We start from the raw sequence: 23,205 nt of genomic DNA, 5'->3' as shown, positions 1-23,205 counted from the left end.
ACACGAGGTCCTACATGTCTCAAACACTGATAGTGGCAAAATTCGGCGGCACCAGCGTAGCCGATTTTGAAGCGATGAACCGCAGCGCCGATGTGGTGTTGCAGGACGCCAGCACGCGTCTGGTGGTGCTCTCTGCTTCGGCGGGCATTACTAATCTGCTGGTTGCGCTGGCTGAAGGCCAGCAGGCTCCCCAGCGCGCTGTGCTGCTTGATGATATCCGCCGTATCCAGTACGCCATTGTTGATCGCCTGCAGCGTCCGGAAGTGATCCGCGATGAAATCGATCGGATGATCGACAATATCAGCATGCTTTCCGAAGCCGCCTCACTGGCCACCTCGAATGCCCTGACCGATGAACTGGTCAGCCACGGTGAGCTGATGTCATCACTGCTGTTTGTGGAAATTCTGCGTGAACGCCAGGTTAATGCGGAGTGGTTCGATGTCCGCAAGGTAATGCGTACCGACGATCATTTTGGCCGGGCAGTACCGGATGTACAGGTGCTGGCGGAGCAGGCGACGGCGCAGTTACAGCCGCGCATTGAGCAGGCATTGGTCATTACTCAGGGGTTCATCGGCAGTGAAAGCGAAGGGCGCACCACCACCCTGGGTCGCGGCGGCAGTGATTACACCGCCGCGCTGCTGGGCGAAGCGCTGAATGCGGCGCGTGTGGATATCTGGACGGATGTGCCGGGCATCTACACCACCGATCCGCGCGTGGTGCCGACGGCGAAGCGTATTGATGAAATTACTTTTGAAGAAGCCGCTGAAATGGCGACGTTCGGTGCGAAAGTGCTGCACCCGGCGACGCTGCTTCCCGCCGTACGCCGGGGTATTCCGGTATTCGTCGGTTCCAGCAAGGATCCGGCAGCCGGTGGGACCCGCGTCTGCAATGAAACCCGCAACCCGCCGCTGTTTCGGGCGCTTGCGCTACGCCGTAAGCAGACGCTGTTAACGCTGCACAGCCTTAACATGCTGCATACGTTTGGTTTCCTTGCCGAACTCTTCAATATTCTGGCGCGTCATAACGTCTCGGTTGACCTGATCACCACCTCTGAAGTGAGCGTGGCGCTGACGCTCGACACCACCGGTTCGACCTCAACCAGTGCCAGCCTGCTGACCCAGGCTTTACTGACTGAACTCTCGTCGCTGTGCCGGGTTGAAGTGGAAGAAGATCTGGCGCTGGTGGCGATTATCGGTAACCAGCTGTCAAAAGCGTGCGGCGTCGGCAAAGAGGTGTTTGGTGTGCTCGACCCGTTCAACCTGCGGATGATTTGCTACGGTGCCAGCAGCTACAATCTCTGCTTCCTGGTGCCGGGCAACGATGCGGAAAGCGTGGTACGTACGCTGCATCGCAATCTGTTCGAGTAGGCTTCTGTGGCATTCAGGCCGCGTCAGCGCGGCCTGAAAAGCGGCAAAAAAGGTTCATATCTCCCTCATTACTCCCCGGCACGCGACTTCCGATAAATCCCATTAATACAGAAAGTTACAGCCTGTTATTGCCAAATGGCAATCCCTTTCTCTGCGCATTTCGTGCACCTGCATTGCGCTCCCTTTCCGCAGATTTATAATCCCGCCGCTGAATCAATTCACCCAAATTTAGGAAATATCATGAAAAGGTTAGTCGCAGAGGCGCTGGGTACCTTCGTGCTGGTGGCCGGCGGTTGTGGTAGTGCCGTGCTGTCAGCTGCGTTCCCGGAGCTGGGCATTGGCTTCATGGGCGTGGCGCTGGCTTTCGGGCTGAGCGTGCTGGTCATGGCGTATGCGGTCGGTCACATCTCAGGCGGGCACTTTAACCCGGCGGTGACCCTGGGATTAGTGGCAGGCGGACGTTTTCCCGCGTCTCAGGCCATCCCTTACATCATCGCGCAACTGGCAGGCGGCATTGCCGCTGGTGCAGTGCTCTATCTGATCGCCAGCGGTAAAGGCGACTTCAGTGCAGCGGCCAGCGGCTTTGCGGCAAATGGCTACGGTGAACACTCACCGGGCGGCTTCAGCCTGCAGTCAGGTATGATCGCCGAAGGGGTGATGACCGCTATCTTCCTGATTGTGATCATGGGTGCCACCAGCGAACGCGCGCCGAAAGGCTTTGCACCTATTGCGATTGGCCTGGCGTTAACCCTGATTCACCTGATCAGCATTCCGGTAACGAATACCTCGGTTAACCCGGCACGCAGTACCGCGGCAGCCCTGTTCCAGGGTGACTGGGCGATCTCTCAGCTGTGGATGTTCTGGTTAATGCCGATTATCGGTGCCGTGATTGGTGGTTTGATCTATCGCGGTTTAGAGGAAAAAGCAGCGTAATTTCGTCAATATTCAGCGGATCGGCAGCAGTCGATCCGCATTTTCCCGCCTCGACCCATCTTCGCCTTACGCCATGATAATGAAATGTTATGATCCGGCCTTCGTCACCGCAGTCGTTCCTGCATGATGACTCTCTATGGCAAATCTGCATAAAACATAACATTCTTATAAGGAAGTCTGGCTATGCTCGCCACGTTAACCCGCCTGTTCCCGCTCTGGGCCGTGCTGTTGTCTGTCGCCGCTTATTACACTCCAGGTACGTTTCTCGGCATCGGACCCTGGGTCACTTATCTGCTGATGCTGATTATGTTCGGCATGGGTGTGACCCTGAATATCGACGATTTTAAACGGGTCCTGACCCGACCTGCGCCGGTGATTGCCGGAACCTTTCTGCACTATCTGGTGATGCCGTTAGCCGCCTGGGGGCTGGCAAAACTGTTTCATATGCCGCCCGATCTGGCTGCCGGTATGATTCTGGTCGGCTCAGTTGCCAGCGGCACCGCCAGCAACGTCATGATCTATCTGGCGAAGGGGGATGTGGCGCTGTCGGTGACGATCTCGTCAGTCTCTGCGCTGGTGGGTGTGTTCGCCACGCCGCTATTAACCCGCTTTTATGTTGATACCCACATTCAGGTTGATGTGGCTGGCATGCTGCTGAGCATCGTGAAGATCGTCGTGATCCCAATCTCCCTGGGACTGATCATTCATCACAGCATGAACAGCGTGGTTCGCCGGGTGGAACCCTGGCTGCCTGCGTTTTCGATGGTCTGTATTCTGCTGATCATCAGTGCGGTGGTGGCAGGCAGTCAGGCCTTTATTGGATCGGTGGGTCTGATGGTGATCGCGGCGGTGATCCTGCATAACGCGATTGGCCTGCTTGGCGGCTACTGGGGCGGTAAGCTGTTTGGCTTCGATGAGTCAACCTGCCGTACCCTGGCGCTGGAGGTCGGCATGCAAAACTCCGGTCTGGCGGCGACGCTGGGCAAACTCTACTTCTCACCGCTGGCGGCATTGCCAGGCGCGCTGTTCTCGGTGTGGCACAACCTGTCAGGTTCACTGCTGGCGGGTTACTGGTCAGGAAAGCCGATTAAGAAGAAGTAACAGTGGCGGCGCATTATTGCACTGCGCCGCATCTCACTGCTGCCGCGCCGGACGATCGCCGCTCCGGCGCGGCAGGTTATTCACTCCGCTCAGTTTTATTCATAGTCACGTTCATCGTCGGGCTGTTCCAGCACCGTGTAGGCCACACTACAAAACAGTGAATTCAGGCGCTTCATGTCGCCCAGTAAACCGAGATGCAGCGAACTGGTCTCAATACTCTGCACGTTCTTCTGGTGCAGGCGGTCAACATGCGCATGAGAGTAGCGGCGGATCATCAGACGGAAACGATGTTTAGCGCGGCGCAGACGTTTAGCGCTGGTGATATCGTGTGACAGAAACACCGACAGACTCATTCTGAGGTTAGCGATCAGCAGCTCATGCAGCTCCTGCAGCTCTTTTAATCCCTCGGCAGAGAACGCGCGGCCTGCTGCCAGCGACTTGTCAGCGACATCGCCGCTCATCCGCTCGATGATGTCCCCGGCCTGCTCCAGATTTAGTGACATTTCAATGATTTCGCCCCAGCGACGAGAGTCCTCTTCGGGGAGGTCCTCTTTTGGCATCCGCGCCAGATAGAGTTTGATGGCGGTATAGAGCACATCGACATCATCATCCAGCCTGCGCACCGTGCGTTCCTCGCGGGATTCGCCATGCACCACTTTATTAAACGCCTCCAGCATCTGCTCCAGCACGTCGCCCATGCGTAACGCTTCGCGGGCGGCATTCACCAGCGCCAGCGCCGGCGTATCCAGCGCGCTGCGATCGAGGTGCTTCGGCTTGAGGTGCAGGGCGTTATCCACGTCGTCGGCGATCATACGGCGACAGAGGCGCGCCATCAGGTCAGCAAACGGCACCATCGCCACGCAGCGGATCAGGTTGTAAAACACATGGAAGAAAATCACTAACTCTTCATCGTTGACCGGCAGCTTATCCAGCCACTCCGCCACAATATCGACAAACGGCAGGATGAACACACAGCCGATCAGCTTGAACAGCAGGCTGCCGAGCGCCACGCGCTTGCCCGCGGCATTCGAGCCGCTGGCGTTGATCATCGCCAGCAGGCCGCTACCGAGATTGGCACCAATCACCAGACAGAGCGCCACCTTAAACGAAATCACGCCGGTGGCGGTGAGCGTCGCGGTGATCAGCACCGCGGCCAGGCTGGAGTAACTGATGATGGCAAATACCGCCCCCAGCAGCGCATCGAGCATCACGTCGCCGGTCAGGCTGGAGAAAAGCACCTGGACACCGGCGGCCTGGGTAATCGGGCGAGCCGCTTCGACAATCAGCTGCAGCGCCAGCAATATCAGGCCCAGGCCGATACTGGCCCGGCCTAACTGACCCGCACGGGTCTGCTTGCGGCTGAGGAAGAACACCACGCCAAAGAAGATAAACAGCGGTGAGAGCCAGGAGAGATCAAATGTCAGGATACGCGCCATAATCGCGGTGCCGACATCCGCGCCAAGAATCACCACCAGCGCGGGCGTCAGGCTGACCAGATTCTGCGCCACAAAAGAGGTCACCAGCAGCGTGGTGGCGTTGCTGCTCTGCACCAGCGTGGTCACGCCAATGCCCGCCAGAAACGCCATCGGTTTTTTTTCTATGCTGCGACTCAGGACGCGGCGCAGATCGGCACCGTAGACCCGCATGATGCCGGTTCGTACGATATGCGTGCCCCAGACCAGCAGGGCCACCGCAGAGAGTAAATTAAGCAGGGTTAACACGTGGTGTCGCTCCTCGAATGTCAGGCTTAAAGCACAGACTGCCAGCCTGACGGAAGAGAGCAATCTGTGAAGGGGATTGCCGTGCTATGCGTGATTTTTTCCTGTGTTTTAAGCCACCTGGCGCAAAGTCGACATCTCCAATTGTAGACCAATCTTCCTGCCAGCGGGATGCAAATCCGCCGCCGATCGGTTAAGCACATCAACCGAAAGTTCCACATCATGCGCCCGGATACGATAGCGGATCACGTTGCCCAGCAGGCTGTGGCTGAGGATTTCCGCAGGAATGCCCTGGCCCGGCGCGGTGAACAGCATTGATTCCGGGCGAATGGCCACCTGGCTGTGGAAAGGCTGACCGGTCAGTCGCGTCGCCTGCTCAGCGCTCAGCAGGTTGTAGTTGCCAATAAATCCGGCGGCGAAGAGATCGACCGGTTGGGTATAGAGCGCTTCGGCATCGCCATTCTGCACGATTTTGCCCCGGTTCATCAGCACGATACGATCGGATAGCGTCAGCGCCTCCTCCTGATCGTGGGTGACGAACAGGGTGGTGAGATTCAGCTCGCGCTGGATGCGCCGGATTTGATCGCGCAGATGGCGGCGAATACGCGCATCCAGCGCCGACAGCGGTTCATCCAGCAGCAGCAGACGCGGACGCGTCACCAGCGAACGTGCCAGTGCCACGCGCTGACACTGCCCGCCTGACAACTGGTGCGGATAACGGCGTGCATAATCATTGAGTTCAACCAGCTCCAGCACCTCCAGCACCCGCTGGCGAATCTGCGCTTCGGGCAGTTTCTGCATCTTCAGGCCAAATGCGACGTTCTTCTCTACCGTCATGTTGGGAAACAGCGCATAGCTCTGAAACACCATACCGATGGCGCGCTTCTGCGGGGCCAGCGGCACGATATCTTTGCCCTCCAGCCTGATTTCACCGCTGTCGACGCCGGTTAATCCCGCCAGACAACGCAGCAGCGTCGATTTACCGCAGCCGCTGGGGCCGAGCAGGGTGACAAATTCCCCTTCAGCGGCGCTGAAATCGATCTGCTCAAAAATGGGCGTGGGTCCATAGGACTTGTTCAGCTCTCTGACCTCAAGGTAACTCATATTCAGCCTCGTTCGGGATTCAGGGCGTTGGCCAGCCAGGTAACCAGCAGCACCACAAAGAAGTAGGAGATCACCAGCGCGCTGGTGAAGTGACCGCTGCCGTTACGCATGTTGAAGAGGTAAACCTGCAGGGTTTCATAGCGGTTGCCGACCAGCAGGTTAGCGAAGACAAATTCGCCAATCAGGAAGGAGAAAGAGAGCAGCACGGCAATCAGCATCCCTTTGCGCAGGTTGGGCAGCACGACCCACAGCGCCGCCTGCCAGGTGCTGGCACCCAGCAACTGCGCGGCATCAATCAGCTCTTTGAGGTTGATCGCCTGCATATTGTTCGCCAGCGCCCGGTAGATAAAGGGTAACGCGATAGTGAAATAACAGCCGATTAAGATCCACGGCGTGCCGGTCAGCATCAGCGGTGACGAAGAGTAGAGTTGCAGTAATCCCACTGACGACACCACCGGTGGCACGGCGAAAGGCATCAGGATCAGGACGTTCATCACCGCATCCAGTCGAGGAAAATAGTAAGCGATTACAAACATGGCAGGCAGCACCAGCACCAGCGAGAACAGCAGCGCACCCAGGCAAATCAGCAGCGAATGGCTCAGCGCCGTCAGAAATCGCGGGTCGCTCCAGAGCTGGATGAACCACTTCAGGCTATAGCCCTGTGGCAGAATGGTGTTACTCCAGTCGGACGACAGTGCATAAAGCAGTGTGGCCAGTAAAGGCAGTGCCAGCAGGGTAAAGAGTAACCCGACCATTATCCGGTGATAGAGGTGCTCAGCACGTGACATGGCGGCTCCTTTCATGGCTGTTTCGCATTGAGATAGCTACGGCGCACCAGATATTGCTGCACCAGGGTGATCAGCGCCATAATCGCCACCAGCAGCATCGCCAGCGCACTACCGGTGTTGGGATCCAGCGAGATATCGCCGGAGACCAGCGCGGCAATGCGCACCGGCACCACGTTGAAATTACCCGTGGTCAGGGCATAAATCGTGGCGTAAGCGCCCAGCGCATTTGCCAGCAGGATCACAAAGGTCCCGAGCAGCGCCGGAAACAGAATCGGCAGGCCGATGTGCCACCAGTAGTGCCAGCGGCTGGCACCCAGCAGCGCAGCGGACTCCTGCCACTCTTTCTTCAGCCCGTCGAACGCCGGGTAGAGCAGCAGCACGCCCAGAGGGATCTGGAACCAGGTGTAGACCAGCACCATGCCGTTGCGCGAGAAGAGTCTGAAGCTCTCAACCAGACCATAATGGCGCAACAGCAATGTCAGGCAGCCGTTCAGCCCCAGCAGAATCACAAAGGCAAACGCCAGCGGGACACCCGCAAAGTTGCTGGTCATATTGGTAAAAGCGATGAGAAAGCGCTGCAGTCGCCCGCCGCCGAGCTGATGCAGTGAATAGCCGGTGACCAGTGCAATCAGTAAGCCGTAGACGCTTGACCAGAGTGAGATATCCAGCGAAAAACGAAACGCCTGCTGGTAGAAGGGCGAGGTGAGAATGTCCTGATAGTTATCCCAGCCCCACTGGCTGTTCATCTCACTCCAGAAGCTGTTAATGGCGATCCACAACAGCGGTGCCAGCTGAAAGGCGACCCAGAACAGGGTGAACGGTAACAGCAGCAGCAGCGCGACTCCTTTTCCTCTCATCTCTTCGACTCCGCCAGCAGGCCGCGACAGACCGGCTTGTCATGCGCCACCTCAAGTAGTTCACACAGCGTGCCGCACAGATCGGTCTGCTGCGGTGCCAGGTCAGGCTGCAGCGAGAAAGCCCGGCCAAAGACAAACAGCGGCACCGTGGTCTCTTCCGGCAGAATGCCGCCGTGGGAGCGATCGTCATTCATGCCGTGATCGGCGGTCACCATCACCTGATAGCCCTCAGCCAGCCACAAGGGCATCCACTGCGACAGCAGGCCGTCTGCGATGCGTGCCCGGTTGCGGTACTGTGGTGAGGAGAGGCCCGATTTATGACCGGCATCGTCGATGTTCATCGGGTGGATTAGCAGAAAATCGGGATCGTGACGCAGCCGCAGGCTTTCTGCATCTTCAAACAGATGCGAGTCGGGATAGCTATCGTCAGAATAAAAATGGCCATACTGAATGGGCAGGTCCGGCGCGTCAGTGTGACGATCGCGCGCCGGAACGAACGGCGTTCGGTTATAAAGCTCACTCACCCAGTGGTAGGCCGCCGCCGCAGTCGTCAGTCCCGCCGCTCGCGCAAAGTGAAAGATGCTACGCTCGCGGCTTAACCGGCTGACGCCATTATGAATAATGCCGCTTCTGACCGGCGGAACACCGGTCAGAATGCACTCATAAAGCGGGCGTGACAGCGAGGGTAATTCACAGGTCATACGGTAATAAAACCCGTTGCCCTGCGAACATTCGGCATGCAGGTAACCCATTGCATGTTGTGCGACCTGATTGCTCAGGCCGTCCAGCACTACCAGGATGGTCTTCATTCCGTTCTCCCTGCCGCGAATTACTGCTGCATGTTGATGATGACGTTTTCCTGCCACAGGCGCGGCAGCATTTTCGACGATTTATCCCAGGCAGCCTGATCCTTAACCGGACGGGCATTTTTATATTCAGATTGCGGCAGCAGGCGAGCCTGAACGTCCGCTGGCAGCGTCAGATGCTCGGCACGAATCGGACGAGCATAGCCCTTCGCCAGATTGATCTGTCCCTGGTCTGAGAAGATATATTCGCGCGTCAGTTTTGCGGCGTTAGGGTGTTTCGCATATTTGTTGATGACGGTGGTGTAGCCGGAGGTCACGGAGCCATCAGACGGGATAACCACTTCGTAGCGGTTTTTGTCGATCTGGTCCCGGTAGTTCAGGGCGTTAAAGTCCCACACCACCGCCATCTGCACTTCGCCTTTTTCGATATTGGCAATCACCGGATCGGTAACGCCAAGACGACCCTGTTTAGCCAGATCGGCAAAGAAAGCCAGCGCCGGTTTCAGGTTCTTCTCATCGCCGCCTAAGGCGTAGTTTGCCGCCAGTACGCCGTTGGCCGCCTGAGCTGCCACGCCGACGTCACCGATAGTAACCACATACTTACCTTTTTTCAGATCGGCCCAGCTATGGGGGATATCTTTAACCTGCTGCTTGTCGATCAGGAAGGCGATGGTGCCGGTATAGGCCAGCGCCCAGTGGCCATCTTTATCTTTAGCCCAGGCCGGAATCTGATCCCAGTGAGTGGGTTTATAGGGCTGGGTCACACCTTTAGCGACAGCGATCGGGCCAAAGGCGGCACCCACGTCCCCGATGTCAGCGCTGGCGTTCTCTTTCTCTGCATCGAATTTCGCCAGCTCCTGCGCCGATGACATATCGGTATCGCTGTGCTTAAGGCCATATTTGCTGCTGATGTCGTTCCAGGTATCTTTCCAGTTAGCCCAGCTATCCGGCATCCCGACGCTGTTGACCTGGCCTTCACTGCGTGCCGCTTTTTCCAGGGCGGCAAGGTCGTTATCGGCGGCCTGCGCAACGGGCAGGGTGAGCACTACAGCACTGGCTACTACAGAGGCGATAAACGCTTTCATCTCAGTTGCTCCGGGTGTAAGTTGATGGGCCTGGCTGGTCTAGTCCAGCAAGAACCGAGCCAATGTAGCCCCTGTATATGAACGATTTATGACAGGGCGGCGCTGTGCGGGGGATGGGCGATGAAAGAAGTGACCTGTTCGCCTGTTGCAGGCGCGTTTACCTGAACAGTAAGAGTGCGGAGTCGCACCAAAATGAGGCTACTGTTGTGGAGTCGATAGCACTCAAAACGGCGGATGCGATCGCCAGCATCCTGCTGACGCGCATTCAGGCAGGAGAGTTCAGCGCCGGGCGACTGCCGGCGGAGCGTGCCTTAAGCGAGGCGTTCAGCACGACCCGGATTACCCTGCGGGAAGCACTGGGCAAGCTGGAAGCCCAGGGGATGATCTACCGGGAACTGCGTCGCGGCTGGTTTATCGCACCGCCGCGGCTGATCTATAACCCGCTGCATCACAGCCACTTTCATGCCATGGCAATGGAGCAGGGACGGCAGGCGGCCACCGAGGTCATCGCCGCCGAACAGGTCGCGGCGCACGACAGCGTGGCGACAGCGCTGCGGCTGGCCTCCGGTTCGGCGGTGTACTGCATCCGCCGCCTGCGGCGCATCGACGGGCGCGCGGTGCTCTATGTGGAACACTACCTCAATCCGCGTTTTTTCCCTGGTCTGCTTGATGAAGATTTGACCCGCTCACTGACCGATCTCTATGACCAGCGCTACGGCATTCGTTACGGCGGCGCGCGCTTTACCATCCTGCCCGGCCCGCTGCCGGAGGTCGCCGCACCCATGCTGAATGTGGCACCGGGCAGCCCTGGTTTGTTGATCACCCGCATCAATCGCAACCAGCAAAAAGAGGTGATTGATTGCGACTGTGAATACTGGCGTTACGATGCGCTCTGTGTTGATGTGGAGGCCTGAGGAGTTATTGTGATTTGCGTCACACTCGCGCATGATACCGCGCGCTAACAACTCCTTTTTTAAGGCGCAACATGAGTGACAAAAATCCTTTGGCCCGCCACCTTGCAACGGTACTGCAATGGGTGCTGAATCTGGGTCTGCTGAGTCTGGCGATCATCCTGATCGTCTTTTTAGGCAAAGAAACTATCCATCTGGCAAACGTGCTGTTTAACACCAGCGAGCAGTCATCCTCCTATCTGTTGATTGAGGGAATTGTCATTTATTTCCTCTACTTCGAATTTATTGCGTTGATTGTTAAGTACTTTCAGTCGGGATATCACTTTCCGCTACGCTATTTTGTCTATATCGGTATCACGGCAATTATCCGCCTGATTATCGTCGACCATAAAAATCCCTTCGATACGCTCTGTTACTCTGCGGCGATTCTGATTCTGGTGGTCACCCTGTGGCTGGCAAACAGCAACCGCCTGAAACGCGAGTAATCCCCCTGCCGTCTGTCATGACGGCAGGTGTTCGCATCGCGTCTCTGCGCTAAACTAGCGTCCTGAAAATTATTGGGAGTGGTGCTATGTCGCAAGACGCGCTCAGCTTATTACGTGCGCTCAACTGGCTTTCTCCGTCGCAGGCAACCCTTGCGCCGCCATTGCTCGACTGGCTGATGGAGGAGGATTCAATGACGCGCCGTTTTGAACAACATTGCCAGCGGGTCACGGTTCAGCCGCTGCGTGAAGGCTTTATCGACGCCAGCGAATTGGGTGATGAAAAGGGCTTGTTGCCAGACGATCAACGCTTCTGGCTGCGCGAAGTTTTGCTGTTCGGCGACGATCAGCCCTGGCTGGCTGGCCGTACGCTGGTGCCGGAAAGTACCCTCAACGGGCCAGAAGCGATGCTGCAGCAGCTGGGCACCCGGCCGCTGGGTCGCTATCTCTTCTCCTCTTCAACGCTGACCCGCGATTTTATTGAGCCGGGGCAGGTGGAGGGATTGTGGGGACGGCGCTCACGCCTGCGTCTCTCTGGCAAACCGCTGCTGCTGACTGAACTGTTTTTACCGGCATCGCCTCTCTATCGCGATCTGGTCTGAGGATCCTGTGGTGCAAAATAGCTTAAGTATAAATAAATGGCGGGCCTACACGCGCCTGATGCGTATCGATAAGCCGATCGGTACGCTGCTGCTGATGTGGCCAACGCTCTGGGCATTATGGCTGGCTGACATGGCGATTCCGCCGCTGCCGGTGCTGGCGGTGTTTGTTGCCGGGGTCATCGTGATGCGTGCAGCCGGTTGTGTGATCAATGACTACGCCGATCGCAAAGTAGACGGTCATGTCGAACGTACGAAGCATCGGCCACTGGCCAGCGGCGCGGTGAGTGCAAAAGAGGCTAAGCTGCTGTTCGTGATACTGGCTCTGGCGGCTTTTGCGCTGGTGCTGACCATGAACATGATGACGATTATGCTCTCCGTGGTGGGGCTGGCGCTGGCCTGGGTCTATCCCTTTATGAAGCGTTATACCCACCTGCCGCAGGTAGTGCTGGGTGCCGCCTTTGGCTGGGCCATTCCCATGGCATGGTCCGCAGTTAGTGAGTCCTTACCTCTGGTCTGCTGGCTGGTATTCATCGCCAACATCTGCTGGACGGTCGCCTATGACACTCAGTATGCGATGGTGGATCGGGATGATGACCTGAAAATTGGCGTGAAGTCGACCGCGATTCTCTTTGGCCGTTTCGACAAGCTAATCATTGGTCTGCTGCAACTGGCGACGCTGCTGCTGATGGCGCTGGTTGGCCTCATGCTACATCTGAACAGCGCCTTCTACTGGACGCTATTACTGGCCGCCGCGCTGTTTGTTTATCAACAGAAGCTGATCGCCGGACGCGAGCGGCAACCCTGTTTCCAGGCTTTTCTCAATAATAACTATGTTGGGATGGTGCTGTTCCTCGGTGTACTGATGAATACCCCGCCGTTCAGCCAGCTGTTCTGACAGGGGATTCAGGCACAAAAAAGGCGACCTCATGAGGTCGCCTTTTTACTATGCGCGCTGGGGTCAGTCGTGCGCCACAGCGGTTTCAATCGTCATACGGACATCGCTGGTGACCAGGTCTGCCAGCATATGCCAGGTCGCCAGAGTCTGCGCAACATCGGCATCACCGCTGTCGCTGATATACCCTTCATCGCGGAGGGTCAGAACCAGTGAGGTAAAGACCGCTTTGTCGAAGAATTCCGGAGCATTGATACCGTGCAGCACCGACAGACGCTGTGCCAGCGTCCGGCTCTCTTTTTCCAGCGTACCGCGGTTAATCGTCGGCTTGGCGCTGAGAATGGAGAACGTAATAGCATAGCGCTGCAGTGTTTCCCGCACACCGGCGGCCAGCAGTTGCAGCGTGCGATAGCGCGCTGAGGAAAAGCGCAATTCGCCAGCTTCGAGCGTAATCAGGCCCTGACGCGCCAGCTCCTGACTCAGTTCGGTCAGCAGTTGCGGCAGCTCATCGGTCTGCCAGCGCAGGAACAGCTCACTCTTCAGCATCGGGTAGATCAGACTCACCTGACGCAGCAGTTCTGCTTCGCTCAGCGTTTGATGCTGCTGAACAATGGCGGCAATCAGCGACGGCATCACCAGCATATGATGAATATTGTTGCGATAGTAGGTCATCAGCACCGCCTGCTCACGCGGCAGAATGATGATGTCGCCAATGCTGTCCTTTTCACTCTCAAACTTATTCATACCCATGGCGTGATCCAGCAGCGCTTCCGCTGAAAGATCGGGTACGGTCGCATTTGGCGAGTAAGGTACGTTGCGCAGCAACTGGGTGTAGCACTCCAGTTGTTCAATCAGCTGTTCACGGGTTAGTGAGCGCTGACGTGACGCCAGCAGGGCGGTGACACAGAGGTTCATGGCGTTAGCCGCGCCCGCTTCATTGATACGCACCATCAGGCTGGCAGCAATATCGTTGACGGTTGGGGTTAACCAGCTGGGACGCTGCGGCTCAATCGGATCGATGGCATCGCGCCATTCCGGCACCCGCTTATTGAGATAGTTGACCAGCGGCAGGGGTTCGCCAAAGTTCACGTAACCCTGACCGAGATTGCGCAGCTTGCGTAAGCCGCGCACCATCTGCATGAAGCCCTCTTTCTCTTTCGCCGCGCCGCGCAGCTCTTTAGCGTAAGTGCCCACTTCCATCACGTGCTCATAGCCGATGTAAATCGGCACCAGCGTGATGGGGCGATTTCCGCCGCGCAGCATCGCCTGCAGCGTCATGGCTAAGGTGCCGGTTTTAGGGTCCAGCAGGCGACCGGTTCGTGAACGGCCTCCTTCGACAAAGTACTCAACCGAATAGCCGCGGGTGAACAGCTCGCCGAGATATTCGCGGAATACCGTGGCGTAGAGCTTATTGCCTTTAAAGGTACGACGAATAAAGAAAGCGCCCAGACGACGGAAAATCGGGCCGGCTGGCCAGAAGTTGAGATTGATACCGGCTGCGATGTGCGGCGGCACCAGACCCTGATGATAGAGCACATAGGAGAGCAGCAGATAATCCATGTGGCTGCGATGGCACGGCACATAGACAATCTCGTGGCCATCCTGCGCCAGCTGGCGGACTTTTTCGCCGCCATTGACGTTGATGCCCTGATAGAGCCGACTCCAGAGCCAGCCCATCACGCGGTCAGTTACGCGGATGGCTTCATAGGAGAAGTTTGCCGCAATCTCCTCCATCATTTCGACGGCGTTCTGCTGCGCTTTCTCATGGGAGATTTTTTTGCTGCGAGCTTCATCTTCTACGGCTTTTTCAATCGCTTTGGATTGCAGCAGACGATTAAACAGATCCTGACGCGCCGGCAAGCGCGGGCCAATCGCCGCCAGCCGCTGGCGGGCAAAATGAATGCGCGCCACGCGAGCCAGCTTCTGGGCGATCGACTGATCCGTACCGTGTTCAGTTGCCATGCGGCGCAGCGACACAGTCGGCGAGAAGCGGACAAAACTGTCGCGCCCGTGCCAGATCACCGCAAAGAACTTCTGCACCCCGTTCAGCACCCGCAGGTGTGGCGTTGCTTCGCCCTGGACTTCACGTCCTGGTGCGCGGCCAAACATCACCGTGACCGGCAGCATCTGAATATCCAGCTTAGGGTTATTGCGATGCAGGTCCAGGTAATCGTGAAAAATTTTCACGGATTCAACGCTGGGCACAAAATAGGGGAAGACGCGAGGGCCATTGTGGATAAAGACGTGGCGCGGCAGCAGAGAACCATCAATCTCCAGCGGAGTGAGCGGGTCGGGCAGATGATGCCGCAGACACTGTGCGCGTAAAGTCAGTAAGTCGGCCTTCGAATCGTAAGGCAAAACATACATAATAGGTCGGGTCGGATCCAGACCATGTTCAGACACGGGATCGGCCGGAATGGCCTTACTTTTTACCAAAAACGACAGTGGTAAATTAAGCAGTTTGTAATAGAGTTTACGCCAACCTGACATAGACAACATGAAGCCTCTTGTTAGCAAAGCGCCGCAAGCATACCAGAAAGCGCAGCGAAGATCTGTGGTGGTGCCAATTGCACGCAGCCCAGACATTGACGTCAATCCGATGAAAGGGTTCCCACATCATGGCAAATAATGCCACCGGACTTATCAGAATAGTAAAAGCTGCAGGTTACTCATGGCAGGGACTGCGTGCCGCCTGGCAACATGAAGCGGCGTTTCGGCAGGAAGCGCTGGCTGCGCTGGCCGCTATTGTTATCGCGTGCTGGCTGGATGTCGATGTGGTCTCCCGCATCCTCATGATTGGGGCGGTGGTGCTGGTGGTCATTGTTGAAATCCTCAATAGCGCCATTGAAGCAGTGGTCGACCGCATCGGTCAGGAGCATCATCCGCTGGCGGGCCGTGCAAAAGACATGGGCTCGGCGGCGGTGCTGATCAGCATCTTACTGGCACTCTTCGTCTGGATCGCGCTGCTCTGGACACATTTGCGATAAGCCTTCCATAACGCGTCTGAGGGCGCGTTTTCCCTGACAATCGGTTTCCATTTCACCAATACCTGTATATACTCACAGCGACTGTATAAACAACCAGGGGGCGGGATGAAAGCATTAACCAGCAGGCAGCAGCAGGTCTATGACCTGATTCGCGACCATATTTCTTCAACGGGCATGCCGCCTACGCGTGCCGAGATCGCCGCGCAGCTGGGCTTCCGTTCGCCGAACGCGGCAGAAGAGCATCTGAAAGCGCTGGCGCGCAAAGGCGTCATCGAGATCGTTTCCGGTGCATCGCGCGGCATTCGACTGTTAATGGAAGAAGAAGCCTCAGAAGGGCTACCGCTGATTGGCCGGGTTGCTGCCGGTGAGCCGATCATGGCGCAGGAACATATCGAAACCCACTACAAGGTCGATCCGGGCCTGTTTAAGCCGTCTGCTGACTTCCTGCTGCGCGTCAGCGGAATGTCGATGAAAGATATCGGGATTATGGATGGCGACCTGCTCGCGGTGCATAAAACCCAGGATGTGCGTAACGGCCAGGTTGTGGTTGCCCGCATTGATGATGAAGTCACCGTTAAGCGCTGGAAAAAGCAGGGTGCTATCGTGCATCTGCTGCCGGAAAACAGCGATTTTGACCCGATTGTTGTCGATACCCGTGCGCAGTCACTGACCATAGAAGGTCTGGCAGTTGGCGTGGTGCGCAACGGCGAGTGGCTCTGATTCTTTTGCCAGCGTGCATTCGCCTTCTCTGATGCTATTCTGTCTGCCCTAATTTTGTCGCTGCCTCTTTTGCGCAGCGACACTGAGCACGGAACGGCGAATGCGCTTTATTACGGCAACCGATAAAAATCTCTGGCGGCTTGCGCTGCCGATGATCCTTTCAAATATCACCGTTCCCTTACTGGGAGTGGTCGATACTGCAGTAATTGGTCATCTCGACAGCCCTGTCTATCTTGGCGGGGTTGCGGTCGGGACTACAGTGACCAGCTTCCTTTTTATGCTGCTGCTTTTCCTTCGAATGAGTACCACTGGCCTTACGGCGCAGGCATTTGGCGCGGGCGATAAAATGGCGCTGGCACGCGCGCTGACTCAGCCGCTGATCATTGCGCTGCTGGCGGGCGTACTGTTCATCGCTTTGCGTTATCCGATTATTCAGCTGTCGACCCATCTCGTTGGCGGCAATCCAGATGTACTCGAACAGGCGGCACTGTTTATTCAGATTCGCTGGCTCAGTGCGCCTGCCACGCTGGCAAACCTGGTCATTCTGGGCTGGCTGCTGGGCGTGCAGTATGCTCGCGCGCCGGTGATCCTGCTGGTGGTGGGCAACCTGGTTAACATCGTGCTCGATCTCTGGCTGGTGATGGGGCTGCACTGGGGTGTCGCGGGGGCGGCAACCGCCACGGCGCTGGCGGAATACATTACGCTGGGTGTCGGCAGCATCATGGTCTGGCGGGTGTTAAAACTGCGCGGAATTACGCTTAGCCTGCTGAAGCAGAGCTGGCGCGGTGACAGCGGCCGGCTGCTGCGACTGAACCGGGACATCATGCTGCGCTCTCTGATGCTGCAGCTCTGTTTCGCCTCGCTGACCGTACTGGGTGCCCGGCTGGGTCCGGATGTGGTGGCGGTTAACGCAGTATTACTGATGTTCATCACTTTTACGGCTTACGCGCTGGATGGCTTTGCCTATGCGGTTGAAGCTTTTGCGGGTGAGGCGCATGGTGCAAAAGATGGCAGCAAACTCCTGCGCGTCTGGCACTCTGCCTGTCGGCAGGCGGTAGTGGTGGCGCTGTTCTTCTCGCTGATCTATGCCATTTTTGGCCCGCAGATCGTTACTCTGCTGACCTCTCTTCAGTCACTTCAGCAGACAGCGGACCGCTATCTGGTCTGGCAGATAATAATGCCGCTGATCGGCGTCTGGTGTTATCTGCTGGATGGCATGTTCATCGGGGCGACGCGCGGGCGCGAGATGCGTAACAGCATGGTAGTAGCCGCAGCCGGCTATTTTCTGACGCTGCTTAGCGTACCGGTGTTAGGTAACCATGGTCTGTGGCTGGCGGTCACGGTTTTCCTGGCGCTGCGCGGCCTGTCGCTGTGGCTCATCTGGCGTAAGCACTGGCGTCAGAACAGCTGGTTCGATGCCTGAGTCAGCCGTGGCTGCACGCAAGCCGATACGGATTATTCTGTATTATTCCACGGTTAATAAATTGGCTACTACAATTAACTCTATGCAGCGCAGTTAACCAGCGCTTTGTATCGTTATTTTGTTAAGTAGCAAGATAATCATTAAAACCCGAGGATTGGAGGTCTGCCATGAATAAAGACGAAGCAAGCGGCAACTGGAAGCAGTTCAAAGGCAAAATGAAAGAGAAATGGGGCAAGCTGACCGACGATGATATGCAGGTTATCGAAGGTAAACGCGATCAGCTGGTCGGCAAAATCCAGGAGCGTTACGGCTCTACGAAAGATGAAGCCGAGCGCGAAGTAACCGCCTGGGAAGGTCAGAACAAAGATCACCGCTGGTAATCAGACAGTAGCTTGATAATCAGCTGAATGCGTTCCGGTGGGCCCTCACCGGAACCGCACAAGGATGTGCCGATTACCCGCGTTTCCCCCGCTTTTTACCCTCATCCTGATGGTCATGCTCGCAGCTTTCATGGTGCGTACAGGCTTCAACCGCAGCACAATTTTCACATAAACCATGCGCTTCAATCACGCTGTGGCGTAATGCAAACTGCGCTTCACCTGCCAGACCAGCAATAATCTTCTCTACGCCCTGCGCCTGCTTCTCTGTAACGGCGGCACAGCGGTCACAGACCAGCATCACCGATGTATGTGCTGGTGCCTCAAAATGGTGACACATGACGTAGCTGTTGTTGGATTCCACCCGATGAATGAAACCCTGCTCCAGCAGGAAATCGAGCGCCCGGTAAACCGTGGGTGGCTTGGCCTGCGGCTCGCTGACCCGGAGTTGATCCAGCAGATCGTAGGCGCTGATCGAGCCAGGCTGCTCGGCCATCAGGCGCAACACTTCAGCACGCTGCGAAGTCAGACGCACACCGCGCTGCAGGCACATCTTTTCGGCCTGAATCAAAATTTGCTGCGACGTCATGTTTGTCATGAAAATTCTCCGCTGGATAAGTGATGTTATTTTATCACACATAGTTTCGCGGCGCTGAGGTTGGTTTTCGTCTGAAAAAACAGCATCATTTGCCTGATAAAGCAGCATATTCAGAATTTAAGCTGTCTTCTATCTCAAATCTGACGACAAATCAGATCCATTACGAATCAACCTGAAGCGGAATTTGTTGGCATTTTGCTTTGCATCTCACTGAGTTAAGAAGTAATGTTCAGAAAGACTTAAGAAAAGTCTGGCATTATTTGAAATATCCCAATGCAGTTTGAACAATTACAACGGTTTTTTGATTGGAAAACGTCCAATCCTTTGAATTAAGACACTGTTTCCTTTGAATTCACAGCAATAACGCGTTAGCCAGGGTTCACAATAGGGCTAACAAACTATTCAGTCATTGAATGTTTCAATGGCAATTTCTCAGGTGATGGCAGGCAAATGGTGAAAAAATCCGCTCAACGTTCAGCGCTAATCTACACAGCTGTAACGACCGCGCTTTTCCTTTCTTCTTCCGCCATGGCGGCAGGGACCTGGTATGATGCACGTAATGACGCCATGGGCGGCACCGGCGTAGCATCTTCTCTTTATGGCTCCGCAGTGCTGGCGAACCCGGCATTAATGACGCGTGCCAAACCCGACGATAGCGTCAGCATTATTTTCCCTTCAGCCGGTATTCAGGTCACCGACAAAGATCATCTGATCGACAAAGTGGATGACATCACCGATACCGTTGATCGCTACCGCGACGTGCTCAGTAATTTAACCTTCGCTGATTATCTGCGTGGCTATCCTGAAGTGCGCGCCGCCTCAGGCGATGTCGCCAACCAGCTAAATGATTTACGCGGCAACAAAGCGGACGGTAACGCCGGGGTTGCCCTTGCCGTCACTATCCCTAACGAGACGCTGCCTTTCGCCTTTATCACCAAAGCCTATGGCTCAGCGCACGTGCGTGCCAATGTGGTCCAGAGCGATATCGACTATCTGCGCGGTGTGGCTAACGGCACAGTGCTTCCTCGTCCTGGCGATCAAAATAACCTGCGCTCCAGCGCGAATGGCTTAGCGGCGCTGGTCACCGATTATGGTGTTGCGGTGGCGCATGAGTTCACCATCGCTGGTCAGCCAGTATCGGTAGGCGTCACACCGAAAGTGCAGAAAACCTGGCTCTATAACTACACCGCCAGCATTTACAACTACGACAAAAGTGACATCAATAACAGCCAGTATCGCAGCACCGACACCGGCTTTAACGTTGATGCCGGTCTGGCGACCACCTTTGCTGAAAACTGGACGCTGGGTGTAACCGGACAGAACCTGGTTTCACGCGATCTGCAGACCAAAGAGGTCAATGGTTTCCGCGACACCTACCAGATTCGCCCGCTGGTCACCACCGGTCTGGCCTGGGATAAAGGTCCGTTTACCGTGACGGGCGATGTGGATCTGACTGAAACCAAACGCTTCAAAACTCAGGATAACAGCCAGTATGCGGCAGTGGGCGCGGAATACCGCGTACTTGACTGGCTGCAGCTGCGTGCAGGTTATCGTGCGGACATGCGTTCTAACGACGAAAATGTCGCTACGGCCGGTTTTGGTCTGTCACCGTTTAACAAAGCCGTCCATCTGGATCTGGCGGGCTCTGTAGGTGCTAACAACACCTGGGGCGCGATGATGCAGCTGGGCTTTAACTTCTAAGCGCGTTAATCAGACTGTTCGGGGGCGGGCGATGCACTATCGCCCGCCCTTGTGTTATCCTTGCACAGAATTCCATCACCCCTTAATTACCGGATTGTCTGCGCTTCATGCCTAATTTCTCTTCGCAACGTTTCTCTATCGCCCCTATGCTCGACTGGACCGATCGTCACTGTCGCTATTTTCATCGCCAGTTGACCGGTGACACGCTGCTCTACACCGAAATGGTGACTACGGGCGCAATCATTCATGGCAAAGGGGATTACCTGGCTTACAGTGAGGCTGAGCATCCGGTCGCGTTGCAGCTTGGCGGTAGCGATCCGGCGGCACTGGCGCAGTGCGCGAAGCTGGCAGAGCAGCGCGGTTACGATGAAGTGAATCTTAATGTCGGCTGTCCCTCTGATCGGGTGCAGAATGGCCGTTTCGGCGCCTGCCTGATGGCCGAGGCGAATCTGGTCGCAGATGCCGTTAAAGCGATGCGCGACGTGGTTTCAATTCCGGTCACGGTGAAAACCCGCATTGGTATCGATGAGCTGGACAGCTATGAATTCCTGACCGATTTTATCGGCACGGTGGCGGGACGCGGTGAGTGTGAGACATTTATCATTCATGCGCGTAAAGCCTGGCTCTCCGGCCTCAGCCCGAAAGAGAACCGCGAGATTCCACCGCTGGATTATCCCCGCGTCTATCAGCTGAAACGCGATTTTCCGCAACTGACCATTGCCCTCAATGGCGGCGTGAAAACGCTGGAAGAGGCACTGACCCATCTGCAACACCTTGACGGCGTGATGATGGGACGTGAAGCCTACCAAAACCCCGGCATTCTGGCGCAGGTCGATCAGACATTGTTTGGTCGTCAGCATCCGGCGGCGGACCCGGTTGAAGTGGTGCGCGCCATGTATCCCTATATTGAAGCGGAACTGGCAAAGGGGACGTATCTGGGACATGTCACGCGCCATATGCTGGGTCTGTTCCAGGGGATCCCGGGCGCCCGCCAGTGGCGACGCCATCTGAGTGAAAATGCCCACAAACCCGGTGCCGATGTCCGTGTGCTGGAGGCGGCGCTGGCGCTGGTAGCGGATAAAATCCCCCAGGAAGCCTGATCCGCAGTCCAACCCTGAAAAACCAGCCCTCAAGGCTGGTTTTTTTTACGCCAAAATATGGTTTTCCTGACCAGGTGGCGCACTTCTGTTTATCTCTTATCAGCAGAAAATCAATGAGTTAATTGTTGGCACGTTTTTTGTAATAACTATAACAATCGGAATCAAAAAGGAGCGCTGACGTGGAAATTTTATTCGTATTAGGGTTTTTCCTGATGCTGTTGCTGACCGGCGTTTCGCTGTTAGGCGTGCTGGCGGCACTGGTGGTCGCAACCATCGTGATGTTTGTCGGTGGACTGTTTGCAATTGTTATTAAAGTGTTGCCGTGGCTGGTGCTGGCGGTGATTGCGGTCTGGCTGCATCGTGCCTTTTTTGGCGACAGCGATGAGCGAGCACGTCGCAAGCTGCGGCGTAAGATCAACAGGTTAGACCGCAAAGGCTGGCGCTAAATGCGGTGAAGATCACAGTGTGAGAGATTGGTCGGGGCTGATCTGCAATTAAACATATTTTTTACTTATGTTTTCTGGCAGGATGCCTGTCGTCAAATCGATGTGCCATCGACTCGACACGAATTCATCGCCGCTGTCCCTACACCAGCGCGAACAAAAAATAAAAAAAGAGAAGGGCTTCCCGCGGGAGGCCCTTTTTGTTGCTCACTACTATGGAATTAAGAGACAGGATCCCTGCGTGGCGCGGCTCTCCAGCATCTGGTGCGCTTTGCTGGCCTCTTTCAGCGCAAACTTCTGCTGCTCCGGCACATCAACTTTAATTGCGCCACTCGCCAGCAGCGAGAAAAGCTCGGCACTGGCGGTTTCCAGCTCCTGGCGGTTGGTGATATAGCCAAACAGTGAAGGGCGGGTCACAAACAGCGAGCCTTTCTTATTCAGAATGCCGAGATCAATCCCTGTCACCGGACCCGAAGCATTGCCAAAACTGACCATCAGCCCATGACGGCGCAATGAGTCCAGCGATGCTTCCCAGGTATCTTTGCCCACTGAGTCATAAACTACGCCCACTTTTTTCCCGTCGGTCAGTTCGCTGACGCGTTGCGCAATATTCTCTTCGCGGTAGTTAACCGTCGCCCAGGCGCCGGCCTTTTTCGCCATCGCTGCCTTTTCTGCTGACCCGACTGTGCCAATCAAATGGGCACCCAGCGCTTTTGCCCACTGACAGGCAATTAACCCGACGCCGCCCGCTGCGGCATGAAACAGGAAGGTCTCACCGGCGCTGATTTTATAGGTCTGGCGCAGCAGATATTGTGTGGTCAGCCCTTTCAGGTAGCTGGCTGCGCCCTGCTCAAAGCTGATCGCCTCCGGGAGATGCATCAGGCGATCTTCCGCCACGTTGTGCACTTCGCTATAGGCCCCCATCGACGCCAGACAGTAGACCACGCGATCGCCGGGCTTAAATAATGTCACGCCACGTCCAACCCGCGACACCACGCCTGCGGCTTCTGTACCCAGGCCAGAGGGAAAAGCGGCGACCGGATAAAGCCCGCTGCGAACATAGGTATCGATGTAATTAATCCCGATAGCGCGATGTTCTACCTGCACTTCATGTTCGGCCGGGTCAGCAGGTTCAAAATCTGTCCACTCTAAAACGTCCGGGCCGCCATGTGCGCTGAACTGAATACGCTTTGCCATTCTGACTCCTGTG

Annotated in this window: 23 protein-coding genes; 14 read left to right on the top strand and 9 right to left on the bottom strand. The window is 56.2% G+C overall.

The genetic code is table 11. From position 1 onward, the window contains the following. Positions 1–14: 14 nt before the first annotated feature. The 3 genes from lysC (at position 15) to panS (ending at position 3,401) form a co-directional block, all read left to right on the top strand. Positions 15–1,367 carry a lysine-sensitive aspartokinase 3 gene (gene lysC, locus OK412_RS16670; RefSeq protein ID WP_022625207.1) on the top strand — a complete coding sequence of 451 codons (1,353 nt, stop codon included), beginning with the start codon at positions 15–17 and terminating at the stop codon, positions 1,365–1,367. Between the two features lie 240 nt (positions 1,368–1,607). Continuing rightward, positions 1,608–2,300 (top strand): aquaporin Z, encoded by a 693-nt coding sequence (aqpZ, locus tag OK412_RS16665; RefSeq protein WP_010672203.1) that lies wholly within the window; start codon positions 1,608–1,610, stop codon positions 2,298–2,300. Positions 2,301–2,483: 183 nt separating this feature from the next. Further along, a complete protein-coding gene (panS, locus tag OK412_RS16660) occupies positions 2,484–3,401 on the top strand; it encodes a ketopantoate/pantoate/pantothenate transporter PanS (protein WP_022625209.1) in 918 nt (305 codons plus the stop codon). Between the two features lie 95 nt (positions 3,402–3,496). Here panS and OK412_RS16655 read toward each other — a convergent pair whose 3' ends face one another. The 6 genes from OK412_RS16655 to OK412_RS16630 form a co-directional block, all read right to left on the bottom strand. Next, the gene (locus tag OK412_RS16655) at positions 3,497–5,122 is read right to left on the bottom strand and encodes a Na/Pi cotransporter family protein (RefSeq protein WP_010672204.1); all 1,626 of its coding nucleotides are present in this window, start codon (positions 5,120–5,122) and stop codon (positions 3,497–3,499) included. A gap of 108 nt (positions 5,123–5,230) precedes the next feature. Beyond that, complete coding sequence (locus tag OK412_RS16650; RefSeq protein WP_010252646.1) at positions 5,231–6,223, bottom strand: ABC transporter ATP-binding protein; 993 nt, start codon at positions 6,221–6,223, stop codon at positions 5,231–5,233. Between the two features lie 2 nt (positions 6,224–6,225). After that, positions 6,226–7,011, bottom strand: coding sequence for an ABC transporter permease (locus OK412_RS16645; RefSeq protein WP_010672205.1), 786 nt, complete (start codon positions 7,009–7,011; stop codon positions 6,226–6,228). Between the two features lie 11 nt (positions 7,012–7,022). After that, positions 7,023–7,868: an ABC transporter permease gene (locus OK412_RS16640; protein ID WP_010252254.1), complete on the bottom strand. Its 846-nt coding sequence runs from the start codon at positions 7,866–7,868 to the stop codon at positions 7,023–7,025. Further along, entirely contained in the window at positions 7,865–8,677 is an 813-nt protein-coding gene (locus OK412_RS16635) for an alkaline phosphatase family protein (RefSeq protein ID WP_045140868.1), read from the bottom strand. Before OK412_RS16635 ends, OK412_RS16640 begins: the two co-directional genes overlap by 4 nt. 20 nt (positions 8,678–8,697) lie before the next feature. After that, positions 8,698–9,759, bottom strand: coding sequence for an ABC transporter substrate-binding protein (locus OK412_RS16630; protein WP_010252250.1), 1,062 nt, complete (start codon positions 9,757–9,759; stop codon positions 8,698–8,700). 206 nt (positions 9,760–9,965) lie between these two features. Here OK412_RS16630 and OK412_RS16625 point away from each other — a divergent pair, with 206 nt between their 5' ends. The 4 genes from OK412_RS16625 to ubiA all read left to right on the top strand — a co-directional run bounded on the left by OK412_RS16625 (position 9,966) and on the right by ubiA (position 12,649). Then, complete coding sequence (locus tag OK412_RS16625; protein WP_264353371.1) at positions 9,966–10,673, top strand: UTRA domain-containing protein; 708 nt, start codon at positions 9,966–9,968, stop codon at positions 10,671–10,673. A 71-nt stretch (positions 10,674–10,744) separates the two neighbouring features. Then, positions 10,745–11,155 (top strand): phosphate-starvation-inducible protein PsiE, encoded by a 411-nt coding sequence (gene psiE, locus OK412_RS16620; protein WP_031591808.1) that lies wholly within the window; start codon positions 10,745–10,747, stop codon positions 11,153–11,155. An 86-nt stretch (positions 11,156–11,241) separates the two neighbouring features. Next, positions 11,242–11,754 (top strand): chorismate lyase, encoded by a 513-nt coding sequence (gene ubiC, locus OK412_RS16615; RefSeq protein WP_010252243.1) that lies wholly within the window; start codon positions 11,242–11,244, stop codon positions 11,752–11,754. Positions 11,755–11,764: 10 nt separating this feature from the next. Next, positions 11,765–12,649 carry a 4-hydroxybenzoate octaprenyltransferase gene (gene ubiA, locus OK412_RS16610; RefSeq protein ID WP_022625214.1) on the top strand — a complete coding sequence of 295 codons (885 nt, stop codon included), beginning with the start codon at positions 11,765–11,767 and terminating at the stop codon, positions 12,647–12,649. Positions 12,650–12,712: 63 nt separating this feature from the next. On the opposite strand, the gene plsB is transcribed toward ubiA, so the two are convergent. Next, positions 12,713–15,136, bottom strand: coding sequence for a glycerol-3-phosphate 1-O-acyltransferase PlsB (plsB, locus tag OK412_RS16605; RefSeq protein ID WP_031591803.1), 2,424 nt, complete (start codon positions 15,134–15,136; stop codon positions 12,713–12,715). Positions 15,137–15,264: 128 nt separating this feature from the next. On the opposite strand from plsB, the gene OK412_RS16600 reads away from it, so the two are divergent. The 4 genes from OK412_RS16600 (at position 15,265) to OK412_RS16585 (ending at position 18,156) form a co-directional block, all read left to right on the top strand. Then, positions 15,265–15,633: a diacylglycerol kinase gene (locus OK412_RS16600; RefSeq protein ID WP_010252234.1), complete on the top strand. Its 369-nt coding sequence runs from the start codon at positions 15,265–15,267 to the stop codon at positions 15,631–15,633. A gap of 105 nt (positions 15,634–15,738) precedes the next feature. Next, positions 15,739–16,353, top strand: coding sequence for a transcriptional repressor LexA (gene lexA / locus OK412_RS16595; protein WP_010252231.1), 615 nt, complete (start codon positions 15,739–15,741; stop codon positions 16,351–16,353). Positions 16,354–16,453: 100 nt separating this feature from the next. Beyond that, positions 16,454–17,776, top strand: a complete 1,323-nt coding sequence (dinF, locus tag OK412_RS16590; RefSeq protein WP_187492510.1) for an MATE family efflux transporter DinF — start codon at positions 16,454–16,456, stop codon at positions 17,774–17,776. A 167-nt stretch (positions 17,777–17,943) separates the two neighbouring features. Continuing rightward, positions 17,944–18,156, top strand: a complete 213-nt coding sequence (locus OK412_RS16585) for a CsbD family protein (RefSeq protein WP_010672212.1) — start codon at positions 17,944–17,946, stop codon at positions 18,154–18,156. Between the two features lie 73 nt (positions 18,157–18,229). Here OK412_RS16585 and zur read toward each other — a convergent pair whose 3' ends face one another. Beyond that, entirely contained in the window at positions 18,230–18,751 is a 522-nt protein-coding gene (gene zur / locus OK412_RS16580) for a zinc uptake transcriptional repressor Zur (protein WP_010252202.1), read from the bottom strand. A 450-nt stretch (positions 18,752–19,201) separates the two neighbouring features. Between zur and OK412_RS16575 the strand changes: the two genes are divergently transcribed. From OK412_RS16575 to pspG, 3 genes are all read left to right on the top strand, one after another. Next, positions 19,202–20,452: a conjugal transfer protein TraF gene (locus OK412_RS16575; protein ID WP_187505741.1), complete on the top strand. Its 1,251-nt coding sequence runs from the start codon at positions 19,202–19,204 to the stop codon at positions 20,450–20,452. Between the two features lie 107 nt (positions 20,453–20,559). After that, on the top strand, positions 20,560–21,552 hold the full coding sequence (gene dusA / locus OK412_RS16570) for a tRNA dihydrouridine(20/20a) synthase DusA (RefSeq protein WP_264353369.1): 993 nt from the start codon (positions 20,560–20,562) through the stop codon (positions 21,550–21,552). Between the two features lie 179 nt (positions 21,553–21,731). Next, entirely contained in the window at positions 21,732–21,998 is a 267-nt protein-coding gene (gene pspG / locus OK412_RS16565; protein WP_010252199.1) for an envelope stress response protein PspG, read from the top strand. A gap of 210 nt (positions 21,999–22,208) precedes the next feature. Here pspG and OK412_RS16560 read toward each other — a convergent pair whose 3' ends face one another. After that, on the bottom strand, positions 22,209–23,192 hold the full coding sequence (locus tag OK412_RS16560) for a quinone oxidoreductase (RefSeq protein ID WP_033770836.1): 984 nt from the start codon (positions 23,190–23,192) through the stop codon (positions 22,209–22,211). Between the last annotated feature and the right edge of the window lie 13 nt (positions 23,193–23,205).

This window comes from Pantoea sp. JV6, assembly GCF_025910055.1.
In the GTDB taxonomy this organism is placed as follows: domain Bacteria; phylum Pseudomonadota; class Gammaproteobacteria; order Enterobacterales; family Enterobacteriaceae; genus Pantoea; species Pantoea agglomerans.
The sequence above is the reverse complement of the archived record's forward strand: the minus strand, read 5'-3'. Positions and strand labels throughout refer to the sequence as shown.

Excerpts from the sequence above, each read along its gene's own strand:
- lysC (WP_022625207.1), top strand. The coding sequence starts at position 15 with ATGTCTCAAACACTGATAGTGGCAAAATTCGGCGGCACCAGCGTAGCC.
- aqpZ (WP_010672203.1), top strand. The coding sequence starts at position 1,608 with ATGAAAAGGTTAGTCGCAGAGGCGCTGGGTACCTTCGTGCTGGTGGCC.
- panS (WP_022625209.1), top strand. The coding sequence starts at position 2,484 with ATGCTCGCCACGTTAACCCGCCTGTTCCCGCTCTGGGCCGTGCTGTTG.
- OK412_RS16650 (WP_010252646.1), bottom strand. The coding sequence starts at position 6,223 with ATGAGTTACCTTGAGGTCAGAGAGCTGAACAAGTCCTATGGACCCACG.
- OK412_RS16645 (WP_010672205.1), bottom strand. The coding sequence starts at position 7,011 with ATGTCACGTGCTGAGCACCTCTATCACCGGATAATGGTCGGGTTACTC.
- OK412_RS16640 (WP_010252254.1), bottom strand. The coding sequence starts at position 7,868 with ATGAGAGGAAAAGGAGTCGCGCTGCTGCTGCTGTTACCGTTCACCCTG.
- OK412_RS16635 (WP_045140868.1), bottom strand. The coding sequence starts at position 8,677 with ATGAAGACCATCCTGGTAGTGCTGGACGGCCTGAGCAATCAGGTCGCA.
- OK412_RS16630 (WP_010252250.1), bottom strand. The coding sequence starts at position 9,759 with ATGAAAGCGTTTATCGCCTCTGTAGTAGCCAGTGCTGTAGTGCTCACC.
- psiE (WP_031591808.1), top strand. The coding sequence starts at position 10,745 with ATGAGTGACAAAAATCCTTTGGCCCGCCACCTTGCAACGGTACTGCAA.
- ubiC (WP_010252243.1), top strand. The coding sequence starts at position 11,242 with ATGTCGCAAGACGCGCTCAGCTTATTACGTGCGCTCAACTGGCTTTCT.
- plsB (WP_031591803.1), bottom strand. The coding sequence starts at position 15,136 with ATGTCAGGTTGGCGTAAACTCTATTACAAACTGCTTAATTTACCACTG.
- OK412_RS16600 (WP_010252234.1), top strand. The coding sequence starts at position 15,265 with ATGGCAAATAATGCCACCGGACTTATCAGAATAGTAAAAGCTGCAGGT.
- lexA (WP_010252231.1), top strand. The coding sequence starts at position 15,739 with ATGAAAGCATTAACCAGCAGGCAGCAGCAGGTCTATGACCTGATTCGC.
- dinF (WP_187492510.1), top strand. The coding sequence starts at position 16,454 with ATGCGCTTTATTACGGCAACCGATAAAAATCTCTGGCGGCTTGCGCTG.
- OK412_RS16585 (WP_010672212.1), top strand. The coding sequence starts at position 17,944 with ATGAATAAAGACGAAGCAAGCGGCAACTGGAAGCAGTTCAAAGGCAAA.
- zur (WP_010252202.1), bottom strand. The coding sequence starts at position 18,751 with ATGACAAACATGACGTCGCAGCAAATTTTGATTCAGGCCGAAAAGATG.
- OK412_RS16575 (WP_187505741.1), top strand. The coding sequence starts at position 19,202 with ATGGTGAAAAAATCCGCTCAACGTTCAGCGCTAATCTACACAGCTGTA.
- dusA (WP_264353369.1), top strand. The coding sequence starts at position 20,560 with ATGCCTAATTTCTCTTCGCAACGTTTCTCTATCGCCCCTATGCTCGAC.
- OK412_RS16560 (WP_033770836.1), bottom strand. The coding sequence starts at position 23,192 with ATGGCAAAGCGTATTCAGTTCAGCGCACATGGCGGCCCGGACGTTTTA.